Source organism: Stenotrophomonas acidaminiphila, from assembly GCF_014109845.1.
In the GTDB taxonomy this organism is placed as follows: Bacteria; Pseudomonadota; Gammaproteobacteria; order Xanthomonadales; family Xanthomonadaceae; genus Stenotrophomonas; species Stenotrophomonas acidaminiphila.
The window spans coordinates 3,700,050-3,724,408 of record NZ_CP043567.1 but is presented as its reverse complement, the minus strand read 5'-3'; the positions used below and the strand labels follow the sequence as shown (position 1 = coordinate 3,724,408).

At 70.4% G+C, this 24,359-nt stretch carries 19 protein-coding genes; 1 reads left to right on the top strand and 18 read right to left on the bottom strand.

All coding sequences use genetic code 11. The features are described from left to right. Positions 1-8: 8 nt before the first annotated feature. The 9 genes from leuB to F0P95_RS16895 all read right to left on the bottom strand — a co-directional run bounded on the left by leuB (position 9) and on the right by F0P95_RS16895 (position 9,195). Positions 9-1,070 carry a 3-isopropylmalate dehydrogenase gene (gene leuB, locus F0P95_RS16935; protein WP_182335204.1) on the bottom strand — a complete coding sequence of 354 codons (1,062 nt, stop codon included), beginning with the start codon at positions 1,068-1,070 and terminating at the stop codon, positions 9-11. 72 nt (positions 1,071-1,142) lie between these two features. After that, positions 1,143-1,721 (bottom strand): 3-isopropylmalate dehydratase small subunit, encoded by a 579-nt coding sequence (leuD, locus tag F0P95_RS16930; RefSeq protein WP_182335203.1) that lies wholly within the window; start codon positions 1,719-1,721, stop codon positions 1,143-1,145. After that, a complete protein-coding gene (gene leuC, locus F0P95_RS16925; RefSeq protein ID WP_182335202.1) occupies positions 1,721-3,139 on the bottom strand; it encodes a 3-isopropylmalate dehydratase large subunit in 1,419 nt (472 codons plus the stop codon). Before leuC ends, leuD begins: the two co-directional genes overlap by 1 nt. Positions 3,140-3,177: 38 nt before the next feature. After that, on the bottom strand, positions 3,178-4,731 hold the full coding sequence (locus tag F0P95_RS16920) for a 2-isopropylmalate synthase (protein ID WP_380610781.1): 1,554 nt from the start codon (positions 4,729-4,731) through the stop codon (positions 3,178-3,180). Then, positions 4,728-5,777 (bottom strand): threonine dehydratase, encoded by a 1,050-nt coding sequence (locus F0P95_RS16915; RefSeq protein ID WP_232529125.1) that lies wholly within the window; start codon positions 5,775-5,777, stop codon positions 4,728-4,730. Before F0P95_RS16915 ends, F0P95_RS16920 begins: the two co-directional genes overlap by 4 nt. Positions 5,778-5,936: 159 nt before the next feature. Beyond that, a complete protein-coding gene (locus F0P95_RS16910; protein WP_054667479.1) occupies positions 5,937-6,194 on the bottom strand; it encodes an ACT domain-containing protein in 258 nt (85 codons plus the stop codon). Next, positions 6,178-7,905 (bottom strand): acetolactate synthase 2 catalytic subunit, encoded by a 1,728-nt coding sequence (ilvG, locus tag F0P95_RS16905; RefSeq protein ID WP_182335200.1) that lies wholly within the window; start codon positions 7,903-7,905, stop codon positions 6,178-6,180. Before ilvG ends, F0P95_RS16910 begins: the two co-directional genes overlap by 17 nt. A gap of 45 nt (positions 7,906-7,950) precedes the next feature. Continuing rightward, complete coding sequence (gene ilvC / locus F0P95_RS16900; protein WP_054667475.1) at positions 7,951-8,925, bottom strand: ketol-acid reductoisomerase; 975 nt, start codon at positions 8,923-8,925, stop codon at positions 7,951-7,953. A 54-nt stretch (positions 8,926-8,979) separates the two neighbouring features. Then, positions 8,980-9,195: a hypothetical protein gene (locus F0P95_RS16895; RefSeq protein ID WP_152985004.1), complete on the bottom strand. Its 216-nt coding sequence runs from the start codon at positions 9,193-9,195 to the stop codon at positions 8,980-8,982. Positions 9,196-9,753: 558 nt separating this feature from the next. Between F0P95_RS16895 and F0P95_RS16890 the strand changes: the two genes are divergently transcribed. Continuing rightward, a complete protein-coding gene (locus tag F0P95_RS16890; protein WP_182335199.1) occupies positions 9,754-10,596 on the top strand; it encodes an AfsR/SARP family transcriptional regulator in 843 nt (280 codons plus the stop codon). 172 nt (positions 10,597-10,768) lie between these two features. Here the strand turns inward: F0P95_RS16890 and F0P95_RS16885 are convergent, their stop codons facing one another. From F0P95_RS16885 to mshL, 9 genes are read right to left on the bottom strand one after another with little or no spacing between them, the layout of a single operon-like run. Then, positions 10,769-12,106: a type II secretion system protein gene (locus F0P95_RS16885; protein ID WP_182335198.1), complete on the bottom strand. Its 1,338-nt coding sequence runs from the start codon at positions 12,104-12,106 to the stop codon at positions 10,769-10,771. Next, the gene (locus F0P95_RS16880) at positions 12,103-13,203 is read right to left on the bottom strand and encodes a prepilin-type N-terminal cleavage/methylation domain-containing protein (protein ID WP_182335197.1); all 1,101 of its coding nucleotides are present in this window, start codon (positions 13,201-13,203) and stop codon (positions 12,103-12,105) included. The genes F0P95_RS16885 and F0P95_RS16880 overlap by 4 nt, the downstream gene beginning before the upstream one ends. Beyond that, complete coding sequence (locus tag F0P95_RS16875; protein ID WP_182335196.1) at positions 13,200-16,409, bottom strand: hypothetical protein; 3,210 nt, start codon at positions 16,407-16,409, stop codon at positions 13,200-13,202. Before F0P95_RS16875 ends, F0P95_RS16880 begins: the two co-directional genes overlap by 4 nt. Positions 16,410-16,465: 56 nt before the next feature. Then, a complete protein-coding gene (locus F0P95_RS16870) occupies positions 16,466-17,218 on the bottom strand; it encodes a type II secretion system protein (protein ID WP_182335195.1) in 753 nt (250 codons plus the stop codon). Positions 17,219-17,229: 11 nt separating this feature from the next. Further along, positions 17,230-18,486: a type II secretion system F family protein gene (locus F0P95_RS16865; protein ID WP_182335194.1), complete on the bottom strand. Its 1,257-nt coding sequence runs from the start codon at positions 18,484-18,486 to the stop codon at positions 17,230-17,232. Further along, positions 18,483-20,189 carry a GspE/PulE family protein gene (locus tag F0P95_RS16860; protein WP_198422010.1) on the bottom strand — a complete coding sequence of 569 codons (1,707 nt, stop codon included), beginning with the start codon at positions 20,187-20,189 and terminating at the stop codon, positions 18,483-18,485. The genes F0P95_RS16865 and F0P95_RS16860 overlap by 4 nt, the downstream gene beginning before the upstream one ends. Further along, positions 20,176-21,618 carry an AAA family ATPase gene (locus F0P95_RS16855; RefSeq protein WP_182335193.1) on the bottom strand — a complete coding sequence of 481 codons (1,443 nt, stop codon included), beginning with the start codon at positions 21,616-21,618 and terminating at the stop codon, positions 20,176-20,178. Before F0P95_RS16855 ends, F0P95_RS16860 begins: the two co-directional genes overlap by 14 nt. Next, positions 21,615-22,565, bottom strand: coding sequence for a tetratricopeptide repeat protein (locus tag F0P95_RS16850; protein WP_182335192.1), 951 nt, complete (start codon positions 22,563-22,565; stop codon positions 21,615-21,617). Before F0P95_RS16850 ends, F0P95_RS16855 begins: the two co-directional genes overlap by 4 nt. After that, on the bottom strand, positions 22,562-24,316 hold the full coding sequence (mshL, locus tag F0P95_RS16845) for a pilus (MSHA type) biogenesis protein MshL (RefSeq protein WP_182335191.1): 1,755 nt from the start codon (positions 24,314-24,316) through the stop codon (positions 22,562-22,564). Before mshL ends, F0P95_RS16850 begins: the two co-directional genes overlap by 4 nt. Positions 24,317-24,359 lie beyond the last annotated feature (43 nt).

Genomic DNA, 24,359 nt, shown 5'->3' with positions numbered 1-24,359 from the left:
TCGTGGAGTCATTGCAGGCGGGCGAGCACCGCCTGCGCCGCCTGGGATGTGGAAAGCGCTCGTCCCTGCGCGGCCAGGTCGGCGGTGAACAGGCCGTCGTCCAGCGCGGCGGCCACCGCCTGCTCGATGGCGGCGGCTTCGTCCTCCAGCCCCAGCGAGTGGCGCAGCAGCATGGCCGCGCTGAGGATGGTGGCGTAGGGGTTGGCGATGCCCTTGCCGGCGATGTCCGGGGCCGAGCCGTGGATGGGTTCATAGATACCCACCTTGCCCTGTTCGCCCAGCGAGGCGGACGGCAGCAGGCCCAGCGAGCCGGCCAGCATCGAGGCCTCGTCGGTGAGGATGTCGCCGAACATGTTTTCGGTGACGATCACGTCGTAGGCGCGCGGCTTGGCGATCAGGTGCATGGCCATGGAATCGACCAGCTGGTGCTCCAGTTCCACGTCCGGGAATTCCTCGCGGCCGATGCGCGCGGCCACATCCCGCCACAGCCGTGAGGTCTCCAGCACGTTGGCCTTGTCCACCGAGGTCAGTTTGCCGCGGCGCTGCCGGGCCAGGTTGAAGGCGCTGCGCAGCACGCGCTCGATCTCGGCCACGGTGTAGCGGCACAGGTCGCTGGCGCTGTCGGCGTCGCGGGTCTTGTCGCCGAAGTAGATGCCGCCGGTCAGCTCGCGCACCACCACGAAGTCCACGTCCGCGAGCAGCTCGGGCTTGATCGGCGAGGCGTGCAGCGCGGCCGGGTGGGTGCGCACCGGGCGCAGGTTGGCGAACAGGCCCAGCGCCTTGCGGATCGCCAGCAGGCCCTGTTCCGGGCGCACCCTGGCGTTGGGGTCGGACCACTTGGGCCCGCCGACGGCGCCAAGCAGCACCGCGTCGGCCCTGCTGCACGCGTCCAGGGTGGCGGCCGGCAGCGGCTCGCCGTGGTTGTCGATGGCGATGCCGCCGATGTCGTGCTCGGCGAAGCTGAAGTCATGGCCGAAGCGCGCGGCGATGGCCTTGAGCACGTCCACCGCGGCGACGGTGATCTCGGGGCCGATGCCGTCACCCGGCAGTACGACGATGTTGGCTTGCATGGGGGTTCCGGTTGTCCTGTTGCTGTCGTTCGGTCCGGCACCCGTGGCGGCGGGTGCGGGCGGGAAGGGGCATCACGCCGCGCGCGCGGCCTCGTAGCGTTCGATCTCGTCCACGCGACCGAGCAGCCAGCCCAGCTGGTCCACGCCTTCCAGCAGGCAGGTCTGCGAGAAGCCGTCCAGCGGGAAGGCGTACACCTTGCCGGCGGGGGTGCGCAGTTCGCGCGCGGCCACGTCGATGGTCAGCTCGTCGTCCGGGCGCTGCATCAGTTCCTGCACGTCGGCTTCGTCCAGCACGATCGGCAGCAGGCCGTTCTTCAGCGCATTGCCGCGGAAGATGTCGGCGATCTCGCTGCTCACGATGGCGCGCAGGCCCAGGTCGGTCAGCGCCCACGGCGCGTGCTCGCGCGAGGAGCCGCAGCCGAAGTTGCGTCCGGCCAGCAGGATCGAGCGGCCGGCGTTCTGCGGCTGGTTGAAGGCGAATGCCGGGTTCGGCGTGCCGTCGGCCTGCCAGCGCCAGTCGTTGAACGCGTTCTTGCCCAGCCCGGCACGCTCGGTGGTGGACAGGAACCGCGCCGGGATGATCTGGTCGGTGTCGATGTTGGTCTGGCGCAGCACCACGCTGCGCGAGCTCAGGGTACGGAAACCGGCCATCACGCCACCTCCTGGTCGAACAGTTCACGCACGTCGGCGACCTTGCCGTTCACCGCCGCCCAGGCGGCGCTCATCGGCGAGGCCAGCAGGGTACGCGAGCCCGGGCCCTGGCGGCCTTCGAAATTGCGGTTGCTGGTGCTCACCGCCAGTTGCCCCGGCGCGACCAGGTCACCGTTCATGGCGATGCACATCGAGCAGCCGGGTTCGCGCCATTCGGCGCCAGCGGCGCGCACGACCTCGTGGATGCCTTCGGCCTCGGCGTCGCGCTTGACGATCTCCGAGCCCGGCACCACCAGCATGCGCACGCCGGCGGCGACGCGGCGGCCGCGCAGCACCTGCGCCACCTCGCGCATGTCGCTCAGGCGGCCGTTGGTGCAGGAGCCGACGAACACCACGTCCACCGGCGTGCCGGCCAGGGCGTGGCCGGCTTCGAACTTCATGTAGTCCAGGCCCTTCTGCGCGGCGGCGTCGTTGGCGGCCGGGATCGGCGCGTCCACCGCGATGGCGGTGCCCGGGTGCGTGCCCCAGGTCAGGGTGGGGCGGATGTCGGCAGCGTCGATGCGCACTTCCACGTCGAAGCGCGCGCCGTCGTCGCTGCGCAGCGTCTTCCAGTAGGCGACCGCCGTGTCGAAGTCGGCACCCTTCGGGCCGCGCGGGGTGCGGGCGACCCAGTCGAAGGTGGTCTGGTCCGGCGCCACCATGCCGGCACGGGCGCCGGCCTCGATGGACATGTTGCACAGGGTCATGCGCTGTTCCATGTCCATCGCGGCAATGGTGGAACCGCGGAACTCCAGCACGTGGCCGGTGCCGCCGTTGACCCCGATCACGCCGATGATGTGCAGCACCACGTCCTTGGCGCCGACGCCCGGTGCCAGTTCGCCGTCGACGGTGATCGACATGGTCCTGGCCTTGCGCTGCAGCAGGCACTGCGTGGCCAGCACGTGGCCCACTTCGCTGGTGCCGATGCCGAAGGCCAGCGCGCCGAACGCGCCGTGGGTGGAGGTGTGGCTGTCGCCACAGACAATCGTCATGCCCGGCTGGGTGAAGCCCTGCTCGGGGGCGATGACGTGGACGATGCCGCGGCTGCTGGAGGCCATGTCGAACAGCTCGATGCCGTACTCGGCGCAGTTCTTCGCGAGCATCTGCACCTGCGCCTCGGAGGCCTTGCTCGCATACGGCAGCTTGCCGTCGGCAGCGGCCGGCAGGGTCGGGGTGGAGTGGTCCATCGTCGCCTTGGTGCGGTCCGGGCGGCGCGGGCTGAGGCCGCGTTCGCGCAGTTCGGTGAACGCCTGCGGCGAGGTGACCTCGTGGATCAGGTGCAGGTCGATGTACAGCACGGCCGGGGCGCTGTCGCTTTCGGGGACGACGACGTGGGCGTCCCACAGCTTGTCGTACAGGGTCTTGGGTGCGGAGCTCATTGCGTGTTGGTTCCGTTGCCTGTGAGGGGCCGTCGCGCTCAGGCGCTGACGGCTTCCTGGGTCTTGCTGCCTTCGCGCTGGCGCAGCAGGCGGTTGGTGACGTCCAGCCAGGCCAGCGCGCTGGCCTCGATGATGTCACGGCTGGTGCCGGTGCCCTCGTAGATGTTGCCTTCGTGGCGCACGCCCAGGTTGGCCTCGCCGCGTGCGTCGGCGCCGATGCCGACGCTGTGCACGTGGTAGCTGTCCAGGGTGAGCTGTACGCCGGTGGCGGCCGACAGCGCCGAGAACAGCGCATCCACCGGGCCGTCGCCCTGCGCGGTCTCGGCCACGCGGTTGCCTTCCGGGTCGGACAGTTCGACCAGCGCGTTGGCGCGGCTGCCGACGTCGCTGATGGTCATCGACGCCAGGCGGTAGCCGTCGCCACCGGAATTGCCCTGCATCAGGGTCTGCAGGTCGGCGTCGGTAACCACGCGCTGCTGCTCGCACAGCGCCTTGAACTGGTCGAACACCAGCTTCAGCTCTTCCTCTTCCAGCCAGTAGCCCAGCGCACGCAGGCGCGCCTCGACCGCGGCGCGGCCGCTGTGGCGGCCCAGCACCATCTGCGAGGACTCCCAGCCCACGTCTTCCGGGCGCATGATTTCGTAGGTGTTGCGGTTGCGCAGCATGCCGTGCTGGTGGATGCCCGACTCGTGTGCGAACGCGTTGGCGCCGACGATGGCCTTGTTGCGCTGGACCGGCATGCCCACCAGCCGCTGCAGCAGCTGCGAGGTCGGCACGATGCGGCGGGTGTCGAAGCCGGTATCGAAGTTGTAGAACGCGTTGCGCACCTTCAGCACCATGGCGATCTCTTCCAGCGCGCAGTTGCCGGCGCGCTCGCCGATGCCGTTGACCGAGCCTTCCACTTGGCGCGCGCCGCCTTCGATGGCGGCCAGCGAGTTGGCCACGGCCAGGCCCAGGTCGTTGTGGCAGTGGGCGCTGAAAATGACCGTGTCGGCGCCGGCGGCGTTGCCGATGACGTGCTTGAACATCGCGCGGATCTCGTCCGGCGTGGTGAAGCCCACGGTGTCGGGCAGGTTGATGGTGCGCGCGCCGGCGGCGATGGCCACCTGCGCCACTTCGGTCAGGAAATCCAGCTCGGTGCGGGTGGCGTCCTCGGCCGAGAACTCGACGTCGTCGATGTAGCCGCGCGCCATGCTCACGTGCTTGTGCACCGATTCCAGCACCTGCTCCCGGCTCATGCGCAGCTTGTGCTCGCGGTGCAGCGGGCTGGTGGACAGGAACACGTGCAGGCGCGGCCGTGCCGCGGCTTCCAGTGCCTTGGCCGAGGTCTCGATGTCGCCGGGCAGGCAGCGCGACAGCACCGCCAGCACCGGGTCGCGTATCTCGCGGCCGATCAGCGCCATGGCCTCGCGGTCGGATTGGGAACTTGCCGGGAAGCCGGTTTCGATCACGTCCATGCCCAGCTCGGCCAGGGCGCGCGCCATCACCAGCTTCTGCGGTGGGGTCATGCTGCAGCCCGGTGACTGTTCGCCATCGCGCAGGGTCGTGTCGAAGATGGTAATTCGCGGGGTGTTGATGGTTGGAGTAGTCACCAGAGGGTCTCCTCGACAGCGGGTGCGATGATGTTGGGATGTTCGTTTCGGGAGGGCCGCGGCGCGTTGGGGGCGACGCGGCTTCTAAGTCGTTCGGCGTTGCGCCGCCGGGGTTTGCGCGGCGGGCTGGGGCGCACTTCGGACAGCAGCGTGGACAGCACGGTGGCGTCGATGTTGCCGCCGGACACCACCGCGCACTTGCGCTTGCCGGCGACGCGGCGGCCGGCGGCCAGCGCCAGCGCGCCGGCGCCCTCGGCGATGACGTGTTCTTCCAGCGCCAGCCGCACCAGGGTTTCGCGCAGCTCGGCTTCGCGCACGATGACCACGTCGTCCAGCAGGCTGGTGCACAGGCGGCGGGTGAGGAAACCGGGGATCTTGACCTTGACGCCGTCGGCCAGGGTGGCGACCGGGGCGATTTCGCGCACGTCGCCCTTGATCGCGCGGGCCATCGAGTCCACGCCCTCGACCTGGGCGCCGATGATGCGCACGCCCTGCGACTTCAGCGCCAGCGCCACGCCCGAGGCCAGGCCGCCGCCGCCGATGGGCACGATCACCACGTCCGGCGCGTGCGGTGCGAGTTCGATGCCCAGCGTGCCCTGGCCGGCGATCACGTCCGGATCGTCGAACGCGGACAGGAAGCGGTAGCCGTTCTGTTCGGCCAGCTCGCGGGCGAAGGCGTAGGCCTCGTCGTAGCTGTTGCCGTGCTGGCGCACGGTGGCGCCCCAGTGCTGCACGCCGGCGATCTTGGTGGCTGGTGCGCCGTGCGGCATCACCGTGATGGCCTGCACGCCCAGCCGGAACGAGGCCCAGGCCACGCCCTGGGCGTGGTTGCCGGCCGAGGCGCAGATCACCGGCCGCTCGTCGCCGCGTTCCAGTGCGGCCAGCATCGCGTTCAGCGCGCCGCGCACCTTGTAGGAGCCGGTGCGCTGCAGGTTCTCCAGCTTCAGCCAGGTGCCGAAGCGCTCGGCGTAGTGCAGCGGGGTGGGCGGCAGGAAGCGCCGCAGCCGCGCCTGCGCGGCCAGCACGTCGGCGACGCTGACGTTGATCGCGCCGGTGTCCGCGGCGGCGACGACGGGGCGGCCAAGGTCAGGCATGTACGTGGCCAAGGCCCGGGGCGTGCGGCGGGCGTCGAAGAAGACGCCTCCGCGCGCGGGCCCTGCCCCGGGCGGGACAGGGAGTGCGCCGTACGTCGCCTACGTCGGGATTCATGCCGCCACTCCGGCAGGTTCCAGCGGCACGATCCGCACCGATTCGCAGTCGTAGACCTTTTCCAGCTGCCGGCACAGGGTCTCCGGCGGGCGCTCGCCGCTGACTTCCAGCTGCACGTGCCAGCGGCCGGCGTCGGCGGGCTGGCGGCTGCCGGCGATGTTGCAGGGCGCGAAGCCCCGGCGCTCGACCATGCCCAGCACGCGCAGCAGCGCGCCTTCGGCGGGGGTCAGCACCAGGTCAAGCCGGTATTGCATTGGAACTCTCCTGCGTTGCCTTGGCATGGGCGGGGTTGCCCTCCAGCATGGTGCTGTTGGCGTTGTTGGGCGGCACCAGCGGCCACACGTTGGCGCGCGCGTCGATGGCCACGTGCAGCAGCGCCGGGCCGGGGGTGTCGAGCAGCGCGGCCAGCGCGTCCTCGACGTCGGCGCGCTGGGTGATGCGCGTGGCCGGGATGCCGAACACCTGCGCCAGCGCGGCGAAGTCCGGGTTGTCGGACAGGTCGATCTCGCTGTAGCGCTCGGCGAAGAACAGCTCCTGCCACTGCCGCACCATGCCCAGCGAGGCGTTGTCCAGCAGCACGATTTTCACCGGCAGGCGGCAGCGGGCGATGGTCGCCAGCTCCTGCACGTTCATCATGAAACTGCCGTCGCCGGAGACCAGCACCACGGTGCGGTCCGGGCAGGCGAACTGCGCGCCCATCGCCGCCGGCAGGCCGAAGCCCATGGTGCCTAGTGCGCCGGAGGTCAGGTGGTTGCGCGGGTGGTTGAAGCGGCAGTGCTGGGCCACCCACATCTGGTGCTGGCCGACGTCGCAGGCGATGACGGTGTCCGGCGGCGCGATCTCGCTCAGCCGCTTGAGCAGCGCCGGGGCGTAGATGTCCTGGCCGGGGGCGTCGTAGCGCGCGGCGAACTTCTCGCGGTTGGCGGCGCAGCGTGCGCGCCAGCCGTTGCAGTTGCCGCGGTTGCCGGACAACGCGCGCAGGCCGGCCTTGAGGTCGCCGGGCAGGGCGATGTCGGCGCCGCGCAGCTTGTCGATCTCGTAGGCGTCGGCATCCAGGTGGATGACGCGCGCGAATGGCGCGAACTCGGCCAGCTTGCCGGTGGCGCGGTCGTCGAAGCGGGCGCCGACCACGATCAGCAAGTCCGACTCCTGCACCGCCATGTTGGCGGCGCGGGTGCCGTGCATGCCCAGCATGCCCAGGTACTGCGGGTGGTTGGCCGGCAGCGCGCCCAGCCCGCGCAGGGTCAGCACGGTGGGGATGCCGGAGGCCTCGACGAACCGGCGGAAATCCTCCACCGCGCCGCCCAGGGCGATGCCGCCGCCGCCGTAGACCACCGGCTTCTCGGCGGCGGCGATCATCTCCAGCGCCGCGGCCAGGCGCTGCGCGTCCGGCGCCGGCACCGGGTCGACCGTGGCCGGCACGTGCTCGGGCAGGTGCGAGGCGTCGGCCAGCTGCACGTCCTTGGGCAGGTCGATCAGCACCGGCCCCGGGCGGCCCTCGCGGGCCACGCGGAACGCCTCGGCCACCACCTGCGGCAGGTCGTCGACGCGGCGCACCAGCCAGCTGTGCTTGACGATGGGCAGGGTCATGCCGAACACGTCCAGCTCCTGGAACGCATCGGTGCCCAGCAGCGGCGTGCCGACCTGTCCGGTCAGGCACACCATCGGTACCGAGTCGAGCATCGCGTCGGCGATGCCGGTGACCAGGTTGGACGCGCCGGGGCCGGAGGTGGCCACGCACACGCCGACCTTGCCGCTGGCGCGGGCATAACCGTTGGCGGCCAGCGCCGCGCCCTGCTCATGGCGCACCAGGATGTGCTTGAGGGTGGAATCCACCAATGCGTCGTAGAACGGCATGATGGTGCCGCCCGGGTAGCCGAACAGCGTCTGCACGCCTTCGGCCTCCAGGGCCTGCGTCAACCAGCGTGCGCCATTGCGTGGCGCGCCGTGGGCGGGAGTGTTCATGCAGCGACCTTGACCTTTGCTCTGTGCGGGTGGGGGACCGCGCGGTTACGCGTTCTGCGCCTGCAGCCAGACCATCTTGGCGCGCAGTTCCTTGCCGACCTTCTCGATCGGGTGCTCCAGGTCGGCCTGCTTGAACCGGTTGTAGTTCGGCAGCCCGGCTTCGTACTCGGCCACCCAGTTCTTGGTGAAGGTGCCGTTCTGGATGTCGGTGAGCACGTCCTTCATGCGTGCCTTGGTGCTGGCGTCGATCACCCGCGGGCCGCTGACGTAGTCGCCGTACTGCGCGGTCTCGGAGACGAATTCGAGCATCCGGGTGATGCCGCCTTCGTAGAACAGGTCGACGATCAGCTTCAGTTCGTGCAGCACTTCGTAGTAGGCGATCTCCGGCTGGTAACCGGCTTCGACCAGGGTCTCGAAGCCGGCCTGCACCAGCGCCGAGGCGCCGCCGCACAGCACCGCCTGCTCGCCGAACAGGTCGGTCTCGGTCTCTTCCTTGAAGGTGGTCTTGATGATGTTGGCGCGGGCGCCGCCCAGGCCGGCCGCATAGGCCAGCGCGAACTGCTCGGCCTTGCCGCTCCTGTCCTGGTAGACGGCGTAGATGCACGGCACGCCGCGGCCGATCTCGTACTCGCGGCGCACCAGCGCGCCCGGGCCCTTGGGGGCCACCAGCACCACGTCCAGGTCCTCGCGCGGGGCGATCATGCCGTAGTGCACGTTCAGGCCGTGGGCGAACAGCAGGCAGGCGCCCTGCTTCATGTTCGGCGCCAGCACGTCCTCGTAGAGCTTCTTCTGCACCATGTCCGGGGTCAGCACGGCGACCAGGTCGGCGTCCTTGACCGCCTCGGCCGGGGTCCTGACCGCAAAGCCGTCGGCCTGGGCCTTGGCTTCGGTCGGGCCGCCCGGGCGCAGGCCCACGGTTACGTCGAAGCCCGATTCACGCAGGTTCAGGGCATGGGCGCGGCCTTGGCTGCCGTAACCGATGACGGCGATCTTGATCTGGGGCAGTTCGTTGGAGCTCATGGGACTCGGTTCCTTGCAGTGATAGAGGGAGCGCAAAAGAAAACGGCCGTCGCGTCAGGACGCGGCGGCCGCCGGGGGAGGGATCAGGGCCATGCACGCCGCAGCGGCGCGCATGGCGTCGCGGGTGCTGTGTTTGTGCGTGGCGGTATCGGTGGTGAACATGGTTTCAGTTGAAATGGATGCTGGAAACGAAAAACCCCGCACCGGGGTCGGCGCGGGGTCTTTGATCGAATCTGGCTTTTTTCTGCTACGCGCCAGCTCGTCCCGCACCTGTGGGCTCGGTAATAAGCACGAGTACGAGCAGCGACGCCGCGGCGGTGGCCGGGGTGCGGGTCGGGTTGGCGGTGGTGTGGCGTTGCAGCATGGCTCGAGATAACCACGCCACTTTCCGTGTTGTCAAGCAGGGCGGCCGCGCTTGATCGCGTGCCCGGCCTCGATCGCCGCAAACGGTTGTCGCGGCGGCATGGTTGCCGATGAAAGTTGTTTGCCGGTGATGCGCGGCGACGCCGCCAGCGGGCTGCTTGCGCGGATCGGGCACCGCTGCGCGGGTGCGTGTCGTCGGGTCGTGCGCTCGCGTGGGGGCCGTCGCCTGTCCGGCCTGCACGGCGATGGATCCGCACGCGGGCGCCATCGCGCCCGCCCATCGGCGCCGACAGCGAGCGAAAGCGAGTGATAGGAAGTGGACGCTTTTCACGGTTTTGTTAGTGAGGCCCGGAAAAACAGCGGGTCGCCAATCCGAAAGCTGGGGAACCACATGAACCGCCTTCTCGCCTGCCGTACGGGGAGTGGAAACCTGTGTCCATCGAACCGCACCCGGGGAACACTGCCATGAGCGCATGGCCGGGTGACGCACAGCCGCTGATCCGCCTGCTCGGGCAATGCCGCATCGGCGATGCCGGGCGCCTTGCCTACCGCAAGGGTTGGGCACTGCTGGCCTATCTGGCGATCGAGCGCCCGCGCATCCATCGCCGCAGCCGGATCGCGGCGATGCTGTGGCCCGACCTGGCGCAAGGGGCGGCGCTGACCAACCTGCGCCAGGTGCTGGCCGACCTGAACCGCGCGATCGTCGCGGCCGCGGGCGAAGGCGTGCTGCTGATCGACCGCGAGAACGTGCACCTGTGCCCGGACGCGTCGCAGGGGCTGTTCGACATCGACCTGCTGGAACCGGTGCAGGGCGTCGGCAACCGCGCGCGCGAGTGGCTGGAAGATGCCGGCGAACTGCTCGAAGGCGTTGCCCTGGAGCACTGCGACGAATTCTGCGAATGGCTGCCGGGTGCCAGGGCCTGGGCGCTGCAGCGCCTGCTCAAGGCGCTGGAACGGGCACGCGAGGACGCGGCCGCCTGCCAGGACCTGGACGTGGCGGTGAACCTGTGCCGCCGCCACGTGATGCTCGATCCCTGGAACGAATCGCAGCAGCGCAGCCTGATGCGCCTGTACGCGCAGCGCGGCGAGCCGGACATGGCGCTGCACTGCTACCAGACCCTGGCCCGCGGCCTGGAACAGGAGCTGGCGGTGAAACCGCAGACGGCGACCCACACCCTGGCCCTGGAGATCGCGCAGCGGCACGCGCACGCGGCCTCCCCGCGCGGCTATGGCCGCAACCCGGCTGGCGCACGCGGCATGGCTGGACAAGGCGATGCGCGCGTGACCCAGGCGCCGGCGTACCGCTAGTCAGGACAGCGCCATTTGCCTTGCACCATGAAGCCGCCATCGCCGACCGATGGCGGCTTCTTCGTTCCGGGCCGTTGCCGCGCGCGGCGATGCGCCAGCGGCTGAGGCAGCAAGGCGGCGGGGGCTGCAGCGGGCCACTGCCAGTGTCGTCGCGGTGGCCGCCGCGCTGCGCTCAGGGGCCGGTGTACTGGAGGTTCTTCGCGGCGGTGCGCACGGTGTCGTCGGGGAATCCGCCGAGCATGTCGGCGCGCCGCGCATTGCTGACGATCTCCACTTCCAGACGCCTGGCCTCGTCGGGGAAACGGGCGGCGAACTGGTCGCGGTACTGCCGCGACGTGGCGGCGTAGGTGCCTGCCGCGGCCAGCGCCGCGCCGGCGGCGATGGTGCTGCCCACGGCGGTGCCGATGCTGCCGCCGGCGATGGCCACGCGCCAGTTCCAGCCGCCATAGGTCTCGAACATCTCGGCGATGGTGTCCAGGGTCTCGGAGGTGGTGTTGATCAGGTCGGCGGTCGCGTCGATGAGCGCCACCGAGGCGTTCATGGCTTCGGCCACGCCCAGCTCGACCATGATGTCCAGCTGGACCTCGTGGTTGACCATGGCCGGCGTGGTCAGGCGTGCGGCCATCGCCACGTTGGCGTGTGCGTACAGCGCCGGGGCGTAGTGCTCGCCGCAGCGCAGGCGACCCCACAACTGGTCGATGCCCACCGCCAGCACCTTGTCCTGGTAGTTGTCGGTGCCGCCGCCGGGGCGGCGCGGCGACTGGAACACAGGTGAGGTGGCGTCGTGCGCCGGGGCAAGCGGATTGACCACGGCCAGGGCATAGGCGACGTTGCCGGCGATCTGCGCCGGCGCCTGCTCGCGCCGGGTATGCACGTGTTCCATGCTGGCCGGCAGCATCGCCGCGTTGCGCAGGGCATCGCAGAAATCCATGCTGTTCAGGCTGTTGAGGCCGCTGTGCGGCAGGTTGGCGCAATCGACGACGCTGCAGTTGTCCCACGGCTGGATCTTGCTGAAGGGCACGAACCGCGGCGCGTTGATGGTCACCTGCAGCGGAACGGCCTGGTCCGCCACCTGGGCCAGGTCGGCGGGCAGGGCGGTATCGACGTCGGCCACGCGCTGTGCGGCAGTGCTCCAGCCGGCCAGCGACGCGCTGTCGCCGCTGCGGCGCAGTACGCCGTAGCGGATGTTGCCGGCGCGGGTGTCGGGCAGGCTCAGCGTGCGCCAGGGCAGGGTGCCGACTTCGCCCTGGGCGCAATCCTCGCGGCCGTCGCTGAGCGGGCTGGCCGGGCAGGGCAGGCGCGCGTGGATGGTGGCGTAGCCCATCACCGCGTCGTCGGCGCGCTGCAGCAGGTCGCGCTGCGCCACCTGGCTGCGCTCATGCGCGGTGTCGCTCAGCCAGCGCGTGAGCAGGATGCCGATGATGCCGAGGATCACCAGGGCCACGGTCAGTTCGATCAGCGAGAAGCCGCGCTGGCGCGCGCGGGCGAAGGGGGCGGAAGTGGGGGTCATGGGTTCAGTCCTGCGCGATCCAGGGTGAGGGCGGTGTCGCGGGCGTCCTGGTAGAGCGTGTCGACCCGGTTCATGAAGTTCCTGACCTGGTCGCGCCGGGTCCTGGCGTCTTCGACCGCGTCCTGGGCGTCCTTCAGGGCGATGGCCGCGCTGGCCAGGCTCTTGGCCGCCATGGCCATGGACACCACCGATTTGGCCAGCTGCTTGGCGCCGGCGGCGATGGTCAGGCCGTCCGGCGGCCAGCCCGAGGCCAGCAGGGTGAGGGCGATGGCCTCGTTGGTGATCGACTCGGCCATGGCATAGACCGCCAGCGCCAGGCTGACGGCGGCCTGGTCGCGGGTGGTTTCGGCGATGTGGATGTCGAACTCGCGGAACTCGAAGTTGAAGCGGGTCAGTTCCAGCGAACTCCAGGCCGATTGCGCGGCCTGCGCGCTGCCCTGGGTACGGGCCAGGCGATCGGTGCAGGACAGGCGGCTGGCCAGTTCGCCCGGGCCGGCGGCGAGCGTGGCCAGGTCGGTGTCGGTGGGGGCGCCGGGCATGGCCTGCGCCGCCGGCTTCCATTGCGCGTCGGCGTCGGCGCGCCCATGCCCGGCCATACCGGAGTGGCCCAGGTAATAGGCCACCGGCATGCCCAGCCCGGCCATCGGCGTGTTGCTGCGCTGTTCCAGCAGCAACTGCATGCACAGGTCCAGGCCATTGTTGTTGCCGGTGACCGCCAGCGGGTCGCCCGGCGGCAGCAGCGGGTCGAACGCATTGCCGGGAGGCAGCGCCAGCCGCGGCTGCACCTGGTAATGGATGCGCATGCGCGCCGGCAGCCCGAGTTCGGCCACCGGCAGCCAGCCTTCGGCGGCGCCGGTGGCGCGGCCGTTGCCGTCGCCGTCGGCCGAGGGCAGGTGGCCGGTGCTGCGCATGTAGCCCAGCAGCGCCTGTTCGGCCTGTGCCAGTTCCTGCTGCTGGCGTTCGGCATCGAGCACCTTGTTGCCGAGCGGCAACAGGGTGAACAGCAGGACGGTCAGCAGTGCGGCGATGGCCAGGGCCACGGCCAGCTCCACCAGGGTGAAGCCGGCGGCGGCCGCGCGGCGCGGAACGCGCCTCATGGCCGCACCAGCGGCTGCGGGCCGGCCGAGCCACGCGAATCGGCCCATTCCAGCGCCGGTTCGGCGCCGAACGCCATGGGGATCTCGTCGCCGCCACTGACGCTGCCGCTGCGCATGTCCTCGTACTCCTGCTTCAGCTTCTCGTACTGGGCCTTGAGGTCCTCGTAGTGCTTCTTGGCATTGCTGGCGCCGAGCTTGGCGCGCTTCCAGTCCTCGAAGGCGCGGCTGTAGGGGTAGCGCTGGCAGTACAGGCCCATCTTGTAGGTGTCGCCCCAGGCGGTACTGCCGGGCCACCACCACTGGCTGCCGTTCCACTGCCGGCTGGTGAAGTACGCGCAGGCTTTTTCCGGGAGCAGTTCGTACAGCTGCAGTGTCCCGAACAGCGGGACATTGGCCGGGCTGGTGATCAGCAGCGGCGGGCGGCTGCCGGCGTAGGGCTCGGGCGCGTAGAACGGCAGCCGGCGGTTGGCGGTGCAGGTGCTGTCCACTTCCACCCAGTTGTCCTGCCAGTAGCCGGCGGTCGGCGGAGTGGCGTTGGCGTCGCCGGGCACCCAGATCGGGTGGTTCTCGGACTTCTTGCAGGAATAGGTGTAGGTCTCGACGATCGGCGACTGCTTCCAGGCATAGCTGACCGGGTTGTCGTCCTTGTCGCGGGTGATCTCGATGGCCCACTGGAACCAGTTGTAGCTGGCGCTGGTGGGGTACGTCAGCCACGGCGCTTCCTTGCGGTTGATCCGCCCGTTGTAGGCGTCGCGCGCATTGTCCATGCCCTGCTGCAACCCGGACTGTTCGGCCTTGAGCTCGTTGATGCGGTCCTGCATGTTGGGCTTGCAGACCGCATCCGGCGTGGGGTCGCGCGGATAGGGCGGCGGCGACAGGGTTTCGACCCAGCCGTAGTTCTTTTCGGCATCGCTGCCGTTGCGGTCGGTGCACGCCGCGTCCCGGTAGCGGCCGGTGCCGGGGCTGACCGCCTTGCACTCGCGTACCGGCTCGGGCTTCTGGCAGGTCTCGATGTACAGCACCGTGAGCTGGGCGTTCTCGCACTTCTGCCGGGTCATGGCGGTCGCCGGGCTGGCGCCGCAATGCTGGCCGTCGTCACGCTGCGCCTTCATCTTCGACAGGATGGAGTTGCCGCCGTTGAACCAGCTGTTGAAGTTGTCCTCGCGCAGCTTGATCTCCTTGTCCAGCTCCTCCTTGCGCATGCGCAGGCTGGACCAGTCCTGGGCCAGGTTGCGCAGGGCGATGGCGTCGGTCACCGCCTGGTCCTGGTTGTAGACGTAGTCGGTGACTTCCACCCGGTCGCGGTCGCCCTTGGGGCGGGTGACGGTGATGGTCTTGGTGGCGTCGTTCGGGTCCGGCTCGGTGACGGTCTCGGTGCCGACATGGGTGCACGTGCCGCCATTGAGCACGTACTGGCCGGCATTGGCGCCGACGTAGCGGCACTCCACGCGGACCTGGGCCTTGCCGTAGCGGCAGTTCTTCCAGTCGCCGCCGCAGATCTGCAGGCGCGTGGCCTCCACGTCGATACGCTCGACGATGCGGCCGTTCTCGCTCAGGTCGCCATTGGTGGCCACGCCCACGCCCCACGGCGCCAGCCGCCACGCTTCCAGCGCATCCACCTGCACCTGCAGGGTTTCCCAGTTCTTCCTGGCTTCGTCGGTTTCCTGTTCCAGGCCCTTGCGCGGGGCGCCGGCTTCGTACTCGGGCTCGTAGAGCGGGTTGCCGCTGCTGTCGTGCATGGGCTTGCCATCGGCATCGAGCCTGGGGATCAGGTTGCCGTTGGCGTCGCGCCGGTAGACGATGCGGTACTTGTCCTTGGGGTCGTCGCCGTCCTTCCAGTCCGGGTTGAGCTCGGTCTTGACCACGCCCTCGTCGTCGGCGCAGTTGCGCGCCCAGAGCGTGCATTCCAGTTGCCGGCGGGCTTCCTCAGGGTTGCTGACCGGCGGGATGACCGATTTCCTGGCCAGGTCGCGCGCCTTGATCGTGGCCGCCAGTGCCGCGGTGACCAGCGGCAGCGAGGCGGCCTTGGCCGCCAGGGTCACGCCCTTGGTGCCGAGACCGACGATGGAGGTCACCACGGCGGCGGTCTTGACCGGCACTTCGGCGCAGGTGGTCCCCAGCGATGCGATGCAGGTGACGATGGAACGGACCAGCGACACCGAGGAGGTGATCAGCGTGGTGATGTTGTCGGACAGGCTGACGGCGGTGGCCACCAGCTTGAAGATCACCGAGATCTGCGCCGCGACCGCCCCCTGCACCGCCGACTCGGTGGCGTCGATGTTGCTGGCCTGCAGCTCGCCCAGCGCATCGTGCAGGGTGACCGCGGCGGCCAGCACGTCCATGCCGGCCAGCGAGACGTTGTAGGGCGTGGCGGTGGCGGCCGCCGCGCCGGGCAGGCCCAGCGGCGTGGCATAGGCGCGGGCCAGCGGTGCCGGCGCGGTGCCGCCGAGCAGCCGGCAGCCCAGCATCTGCCCGGCGCCATCGAAGGTGCGCACGCGCACACGGTCGTCGTAGCCGCCGTCCCATTCCTGCCAGGGTGCGGCCATCTGCGCGCCACCGGCCGCGTTGGCGTCATCCAGGCGCGACGCGCCCGACTGCGGGCCGGCGGCGGCGATGCCATAGGCGACGTTCCAGGGCACGCCGGTGCTGCCGGCGCGCAGCGGATCGTGCGGCTGCACCTGCGCCAGCTCCAGCGTGCGGCACAGGTCCAGCCCGTTGATGGCGACAAAGCCGCGACGGCCGGTTTCCTTGCCGTCCTCGTCGCGCGAGATGATTTCGCGGACGCTGCCATCGGTCAGGGGCGGCTGGTAGGTGTTGCCGGGCGCGGTGAGGTCCAGGTGCGCGGCGGCGTCGCCGCGATAGACCATGTAGGCCACCGGGCCGAAGCGCATGCCGTTGCCGGACGCGCCGAGCAGGGTACGCGCGGGCAGCCAGCCCTTGGCATTGCCCGAGGCGCAGTTTTCCTCGCCATCGGCGGTGTCGGCCGGGCACGGCAGGCGCGCGTTGGCCGCGGCGAAGGCGGCGATGGCCTCGTCCGCCCAGCGCAGTGCCTGCTCCTGGGCGACGGCCTGTGCCGGCGCGCGCTTGGACTGCCACAGCACCGCGCCGGCGGCCAGCGCGCTGCCTACCAGCAGCAGGATCAGCATGACCTGGAGCAGGCCGAAGCCGGATTGCGTGGCGGTCGGGGCCGCGGGCGGCAGACGCATGGGCTGGTTCATGACGGATGTCCTGAATGGCCGTGGGGAAAGAGCGGAAGCGGGACTCACTGGTTCATCCGCAGGTAGCCGGTCATCACCTTGACCAGGCCGTCCTCGCGGCCGTTGCGGGTCTGGGTGTCGTCCTCGGTCCATGGCCGCGGTTGCGATGCGGTGCTGCTGCCGACGGCGACATTGCACAGGCTGCTGCCGCCGCTGTACTTCGGGATCGGCGCCTGCTCGCGCAGGCGGCCGAAGCAGGCGTCGATGCGGCCGTCGATGCGCGCGTCGAGCTGGTTGGCCAGTTCCGGGGTCAGGCCCTTGAGCACCATGATGTTGCGCACGCGCGGCTGGTAGCCGCCGGTGGGCGTGGGCTCGGACCAGTCGACGACGGTGTCGAAGCACACCTGCAACTGCTGCGGGTTGCCCTGGCTGTCGCGATAGACGTAGAACGACTCCATGCCCTCGGCGCGCCCCTGCGGCAGCGCGACGCCGCGTTCGAGCATGGCCTTGCGCAGGGCGAAGTTGCCCGGGTCGTCGCACAGCTCGCGGCCGTTGCGGTCGAGCTGGCCGTTGATGCGCCCGCTGGGATTGGCCGGGGTGTCGCCGGGAACCACGCCGCTCTGCTGCACGTAGCGGTCGTAGGCGACGATCCAGCCCTGCACGAACTCGCTGCCGATGCGTTCGGCCTCGGCACTGCGGTAGACGTCGCGGCCGACGCTGACCGCGCCGATGATCAGCGCGATGATCACCAGCACCACCGACATCTCCATCAGGGTGAAGCCGGCTGCCGACGGAAGGGGACGGGTAGGACGGTGCATGACGGGGATCCTCAGAACTGCGGGGAAGCGATGGCCTGCTTGACCAGGTCGTAGACGGGCAGCAGCAGGGCGACGATCAGGAACACGAACATGCCGCCGGCCAGCAGCACGACCACCGGCTTGATGACTTCGGAAAGGTTGGTGATCAGGCGCTGCAGGCGCAGGCTGTACTCGGCCGACAGGCGTGCGAACTGCGAATCGAGCGTGCCGGTCTCCTCGCCGACGCCGATCATGCGCACCATCATCGAAGGGAAGCCGCCGACCTGGCGCATCGCCGCGGACACGCGGTCGCCGCGCTCGAGTACCTGGCGGATGGCGATGATGCGGTCGCGGTAGTACTCGTCGCGCATCGCCCGTTCCATCACCTGCAGGCTGCTGACCATGTCCACGCCGGCGCGGATCAGCAGCGCCATGTACTCGGTGAAGAACGCCAGCCCCGAGGAGTACATGATGGTCCTGGCGATGGGCAGCTTGTGCAGGGTGTAGTGCGCGGCGCGGCGGAAGCCGCGGCTGTAGCGCCAGGCCACCCACAGCACGAAGGCCGCCACCACCATGGCCACGGCGATGAAGCCGATATGGCCGATCAGCCATTCCGATCCCTTCATCACCGCGATGGTCAGCGGCGGCAGCTTGGCGTTCATCTGCTTGAACAGGTCGGCCAGGTTGGGGATGACGTAATAGATCCAGAAGCCGCCGGCGGCGAAGATCGCCGAGAACACGAATGCCGGGTAGATCAGCGCCTGGCGGGTGTCGGCGGTCATCTTGGAGATGCGTTCGATGTGGTCGGCCGACTCCATCAGCATCTTGTCCATGGTGCCGGTCTCGTCGCCGATCATCAGCAGGTTGCGCACGGTTTCCGGGAACGCGTCCGGGTAGCGCGACACCGCGTCGCTGAGCGAGGCGCCGGCATCGAGCTCGTCCAGCAGCCGGCGCGCCAGCCTGGCGGCGTTGGAGGTGCGGCCACCGCCGACTTCGTTGGCGACCGCGCGCAGCGATTCCATGATCGGGATGCCGCTGGAGGTCATCACCGCCAGGTCGCGCAGCATGCCGGCCAGTTCCACCGAGCGGATGCTCGGCTTGACCAGCTGGGTGACGGTGCGCTGCGCCTCGGCCAGCCAGCCGGGGAAGCGGTACAGGGTGAGCACCACCGCGTCGAAGTTCTTTTCCAGCCACATCCGCGCCGACGAATCGTGTTCGACCGACAGCTGGGTGACGCCGGCACGCACGCGGCCGCTGGAGAGCAGCAGGCGGTAGTAGTAGACGTTCATGGCGCCGGCCCCACGCCGGCCACGCGCATCACTTCCTCGCTGGTGGTCTGGCCGGCGAGGACGCGCGCCCGGGCGACGTCCTCGATGCTGCGGAAGCCGGCGTTCATGGCCAGGTTGCGCAGCGTCTCGCGGCTGACGTCGTCGGCGATGCCGTTGGCCAGCGCCTCGTCCACCACCATGATGTCGTACACCGGCAGGCGGCCATGGAAGCCGCTGCCGCGACAGCGCTCGCAACCGGCGCCGCGCTTGCCGCAGCTGCCCGGGGGCAGGTCCAGCCATTCCAGTTCGCGCTCGCTGAAGGGCACGTCGTGGGTGCAGAACGGGCAGTTCTGGCGGACCAGGCGCTGGTTGACCACGGCCAGCAGGTTGTCGGCGATGACCTGCGCCTCCAAGCCCAGCGGGCGCAGGCGCGGGACCACGCCGAACACGGTGGTCACGTGCAGGGTCGAGAGCACCAGGTGGCCGGTGGCCGCCGCTTCCAGCGCGGCCTGCGCGGTTTCGGCGTCGCGCATTTCGCCCAGCAGGATCACGTCCGGGTCGTGGCGCAGGAAATGCCGCAGCGCCGAGCTGAACTCGTAACCGGCGCGACGGTTCACCTCGGTCTGGCCGGCGCCGGGCACGCGGTACTCGATCGGGTCCTCGACGGTGAGCACGTTGCGCTCGATCAGCGACTGCATCCTGAGCGCGGCATGCAGCGAGGAGCTCTTGCCCGAGCCGGTGGGGCCGGTGATCAGCACCAGCCCGGCCGGGCGTGCGAACAGGCGCTCGAGCACCGCCACGTCCTCGGCGAAGAAGCCCAGCTCCTCCAGCCCGGCCAGGTCGCTGTGCTCGGGCAGCAGGCGCATGACGGTGCGCTCGCCGGCATCGGTGATCAGGGTGGACACGCGCACGGTCACCGCCGAATCCAGCACCGTGGCGCGGAAGCTGCCGTCCTGCGGGCGGCGCTGTTCGGAGATGTCCATTTCCGCGGTCAGCTTGATGTAGCCGAGCAGGCGGTTGAGGGTGAGCGGCATGGCGAACATCGGCCGCAGCACGCCGTCGACGCGGAACAGCACGTGCAGGCTGTCGTCGGACGGCGCCAGGTGGATGTCGGTGGTGCGCTCGCGCACCGCGTAGTGCAGCAGGTAGTCCAGCAGCTTTTCCGGGCTGTAGGCATGGTCGTTGTCGGTGGACAGCCGCTTGATCTCGCGTTCGAGCAGGCTCTCGACCGGGTTCTGCGCGAAGTAGTAGGTGTGGCGGATCAGCCGCGCGACCTTGCCGTATTCGCCCTGCAGGAAGCGGCAGCGCAGGCCGCAGCGCTGCAGTACCAGCTGCCCCACGGCCTGGGTGTCGGCGTCGCCGAGCAGCACTTCCAGCGCATCGCCGGCACGCCGCAGCGGCAGGAACTGGCGCAGCTGGCACAGCTCGCGGTTGAACATCGCCAGCACCTGCGGGTCGGCGTGCGCCAGGGTGTCCACCTGCACGTACTCGATGCCGTTCATCTCGGCCAGCACGCGCACGATGTCCGATTCGTTGGCCAGGCCGTGGCGGATCAGGATCCGCCCCAGGCGCTGCTTCTCGACCTCGTTCTTCTGCAGCGCGTACTGCAGCTGGGTGGCGTCGATCAGGCCGCGTTCGAGCAGGCGTTCGCCCAGGCGCGTGCCGTCGCGCTGCACGGCGGGCGGGGGCGCGGGGCGGGCGGGGGTGGGATCAACCGTTGCCATGGTGTTGCGTTTCCGGGGAAGTGGACGAGGCGGCGGCGGGGGCCGCCAGCAGGGTGTCGAACAGGAACAGGGTCGCCGGGTCGGGCGCGCCGCTGGGCGGCAGCCCGCTGCGTTGCTGGAAGCGCGCGATGGCCGCGCGCATCCGCGGCCCGTACAGGCCGTCGAGGGTGCCGGCGTACAGGCCTTCGGCCTGCAGCAGCGCCTGCACCGCGCGCACGCGCGCATGCTGGTCCTGCGCGGCGAGGAAATCCTCCGCGCGCAGCCGCGTGCGCCATCCCGCCTGCCAGCCCTCGGCCAGCTGGCGCAGGCACAGGCCGTCGCGCGTGGGCAGCCGCGCCAGCCAGGTAGCGGTGACCGCCTGCACCTGCACGCCGGCCTGGCCGAGGCGGCGCAGGCAGGCGTTCCAGTCGGCGTCATCGGCGCGGGTGGACGGGGCGCTGGCCTGCGCCGGCACGGGCGCGGGCACCGGCGGCGTGTCCTCGGCGCGCGAGTCGGCGCCGCGCAGGGCCAGGAAAAGCACGGTGGCGGCGAGCACCCCGGTGAGCGAGGCGGCGGTCGCAAGCGAGGGCCTTGCACGCTTCAGGCGGCGGGCCAGGGGGCGGGCGCCGGCCTCGGCGGCGGCGGTGCGCACCAGTGCCGGATCGATCACCCGCGCATGCGCCGGCAAGCCATACAGGCCGTACAGGCAGCGGTCCATGATCTGGTGGATGCGCCGCGGGTTGCCGCCGCTGGCGCGGTGCAGCGCCTGCGCGGCATCGGCGCGCAGGCGGATGCCGGGGCTGGGGTTGCCGGCCGCATCCAGGCGGTAGTGCACGTAGCGCTGCACTTCGTCGGCGGCCAGGACGTCGAGCTGCACGTGTTTGCAGATGCGGCTGGTCAGCTGGCGGATGCCGGGCTGCTCCAGGTTCGCGCGCAGTTCCGGCTGCCCGGCCAGGACGATCTGCAGCAGCTTTTCCTGGCCGGTTTCCAGGTTGGTGAGCAGGCGCAGCAGCTCCAGGCTTTCCAGGGTCAGGTTCTGCGCGTCGTCGATCATCAGCACGCAGGTGACCTGCGCGCGCCATTGCTGGACCAGGAAGCGGTTGAGGGTGTCGATGTCCGCCGCCGGCGTGCCGCGCGCCTCCAGGCCGAAATCGCGCAGCACCGCGGCCAGCAGGTCCGGGCCCTGCAGGAAGGTGTTGAACACCAGCGAGGTGACCATGCCCTCGCCGCCGAGCGCGTACAGCAGCCGGCGCAGGAAGGTGCTCTTGCCGGTGCCGATCTCGCCGGTCAGCAGCACGAATCCGGCGCGGGTGCGCAGGCAGTGCGCCGCTTCGACCCGCTCGGCCTCCAGCCGCGCGGTCTGGAACCACGCCGCCGCATCGGGCGTGGGCGGGAACGGCGCGCGTTCCAGGCCCAGCGTCTGCAGGTGGCGGGCGAGGGCCGGGTTCATGGCGCGGTGCTGCCCAGTTCGGCCAGCGCACGGGCGACCTGCGGCGAGCGCGGATGGCGCCCGGACAGCCGCACCAGCCGCGTGCGCGCGGCGTCGGCATCGCCGCGGCGGGCGTCGAGCAGGGCGATGTTGACGCCGGCATTGACGTCTTCGGGAACCCGCTCGGCGATCCTGCGGTACAGCGTTTCGGCCCGTGCGGTGTCGTTGCCGGCGTGCGCGACCCAGGCCTGCATGCGCAGCAGGGTCAGGCTCTCGGGCGCCAGCAGGCCATCCAGGCGCGCCAGCGCCTGGCGGGCGTTGGCCAGGTCGCCGCCGGTCATCGCGCGCTCGACGTCGGCCACGGCCTGCTCCACCGCGCGGCCTTCGCGGCCGGCATCGGCGGAGGCCGCGCCGCTGCGGCGTTCGACCTCGATGCGGATGGCGGGCGCGGCGCCGTCGCTGGCGGCGGCCATCGGCGGCGGCGCGGTGCGGGCGGGGGCCGGGGTGGCGGCGACCGGCGCAGCAGCAACCGCTGCGCCGGCGTGGGGGTCGGACGCCGGCGGCTCCTGCACGGCGCTGGCGGGCAGCGTGGGATCCGGCGATTGCGCCGGCAGCGGCGCAACTGCGCTCGCCATTACGGGTGGCGCGACGGGCGCGTGGACCACGTCCGGCGCGGCGGGGGGCGGCGTGGCGCTGGCGGCCGTGGGCTGCGTGACGACGGGCGCGGTGGCGGGCAGGGCCGCGGCGGTGGCCTCGGCGACGTGCGCCGGCGGCGCGCTGCTGCCGCGCCCGCCGACCCCCAGCAGCACCGCGCCGGCCAGCACGAAGCCGCCCAGGCCGGCCGCGGCGAACAGCGCGGTACCGCGCGTGCGCGGCGACTGCCGTGCCCACCAGGACGCGCGGGGCGCCGGGCGCACCGGCAGCGCCGGCCCGTCCTGTTCCCGCAGCGCGTCGTGGATCAGGCTCATATCACTTTCACCCGCAGCACCAGCACCAGTTCGCGGGTGCTCTGCTGCTTGGCGCGCGAGCCGAACAGCTTGCCGAAGGCCGGCACGTCGGACAGGCCGGGGATACCGCTGTCGTTGAGGTTGGCCTTCTGGTCGATCAGGCCGCCGAGCAGCACGGTGTCGCCATCGCGCAGGTTGAGCGTGGTGGTGATGCCCTTGACGTTGACCACCGGCAGGGTGACGGCGTTGCCGTTGGGGAACTTCTGCAGTTCCAGGCTGCCGGGCACCACTTCGGTCTGCATCGGGTGCACCAGCAGTTCGACGCCGCCGTTGTCGTGCACGACCGGGGCCACACCGATCACCACGCCGGAGAACAGCGAATCGGTCTGGATGTCGGTGGACTGGTTGTAGGCGCTGCCGCCGCCGGTGTTGGAGAAGTTGCTGGTGGACTTGGTGACGTAGCGGATGTTGGAGCCCACGCTCAGGTAGGCCGGGCTGCCGTTGCGCACGCGCACGCTGGGGTTGGACAGCACCTTGACGTTGCCGAAGGTGCGCAGCGCGTTGAGCGCGGCCGAGAAGGTGTCCGTCAGGTAGCTGATGCCCAGCCCGCGCCCGGCCACCGAGCCCAGCGTCTGGTTGGGGAAGATGATGTTGCGGGCCTGGTCGCCATAGCGGCCATAGCGCTGGTAGGGCAGCAGGTTGGGGTTTTCCGGGATGCCGAGGTCGGGATTGGCGGGCGTGCCGGGCAGCGGCGCGATGGTGGCCGGGCTGTCGCCGTAGATGCCGGCCACGCGGTTGCGCAGCAGGTTCCAGTCCACGCCGTACTGGAAGTTGTCGTTGAGCGACACGTCCAGGATCTGCGCTTCGACCAGGACCTGGCGGCGCATCTTGCTGGTGGTGTGGCCGACCAGTTCCTCCACCGCGCGGATCTGCGACGGGCGGGCGCGGACGAACAGCGTGCCGGAGCTGGGATCCAGGCTGTAGCGGCCCTTTTCCGGCGCCGGTGGCGCATCCGGGCCACGCGCGGTGGCGGCCTGTTCGTCGCCGCCCAGGATCACCTTGATCGCGGCGTCCAGCTGCTTGTAGGGGTCGTTGTCCTTGCCGACGCTGCCGCTCATGGTGAGGGTGCCGCGCAGCGACTGGCCACCGCCGCCGGCGCTCTGGATGCCGGCACCGAACACGTCGCCGCCGGTGGACAGGTCGAAGGAGGTGCTGGAGTTGAGCAGGTCGACGTTGAAGATGCGTTCGCGCATCTGCCCCACCACCAGCGCGCCGCCGCGGATCTCGCCGTGCAGGTCGAAGGCGTCGAGGATGTGGTTGTAGACCTCGCGCGCGCTGACGTTGCGCAGGTGCAGGCTGGTGCGCTGGCGCTGCTCCAGCACCTGCGGGTCGACGATCAGGTTCATCTTCAGCTCGTCGGCCAGCGCCCACAGCAGCTGGCCGACGTCGGCGTTGAACATGCTGATGCTGACCACGGTGTTCTCCAGCGGGTCGTAGGCCGGCGCCACCGGCGCGACGGCGTCGGCCTGCTGCTGCAGGCGCTGCTCGACCTGTTCGCGCATGCGGTCCTGCTGGCTGGCGAGCTTCCTGGATTCCTCGACGATGGCGTTGCCGCTGCGTTCGAGCGCCTTGTACTCGGTCGGCGGAAGTTCCTGGACGCTGCGTGGCGGCATGTTGCTGCAGGCGGTCAGCGCCAACGCGCCGATCGCGCTGACGAGCGTTCTGACCGTGGGGCGGCGTGGGACGCGGGCGGTGCGGGCGTTGGGATTCATCGGTTCTGTACCTTGGAAGGATGCGGTGGAAGGCAGAGGGAAG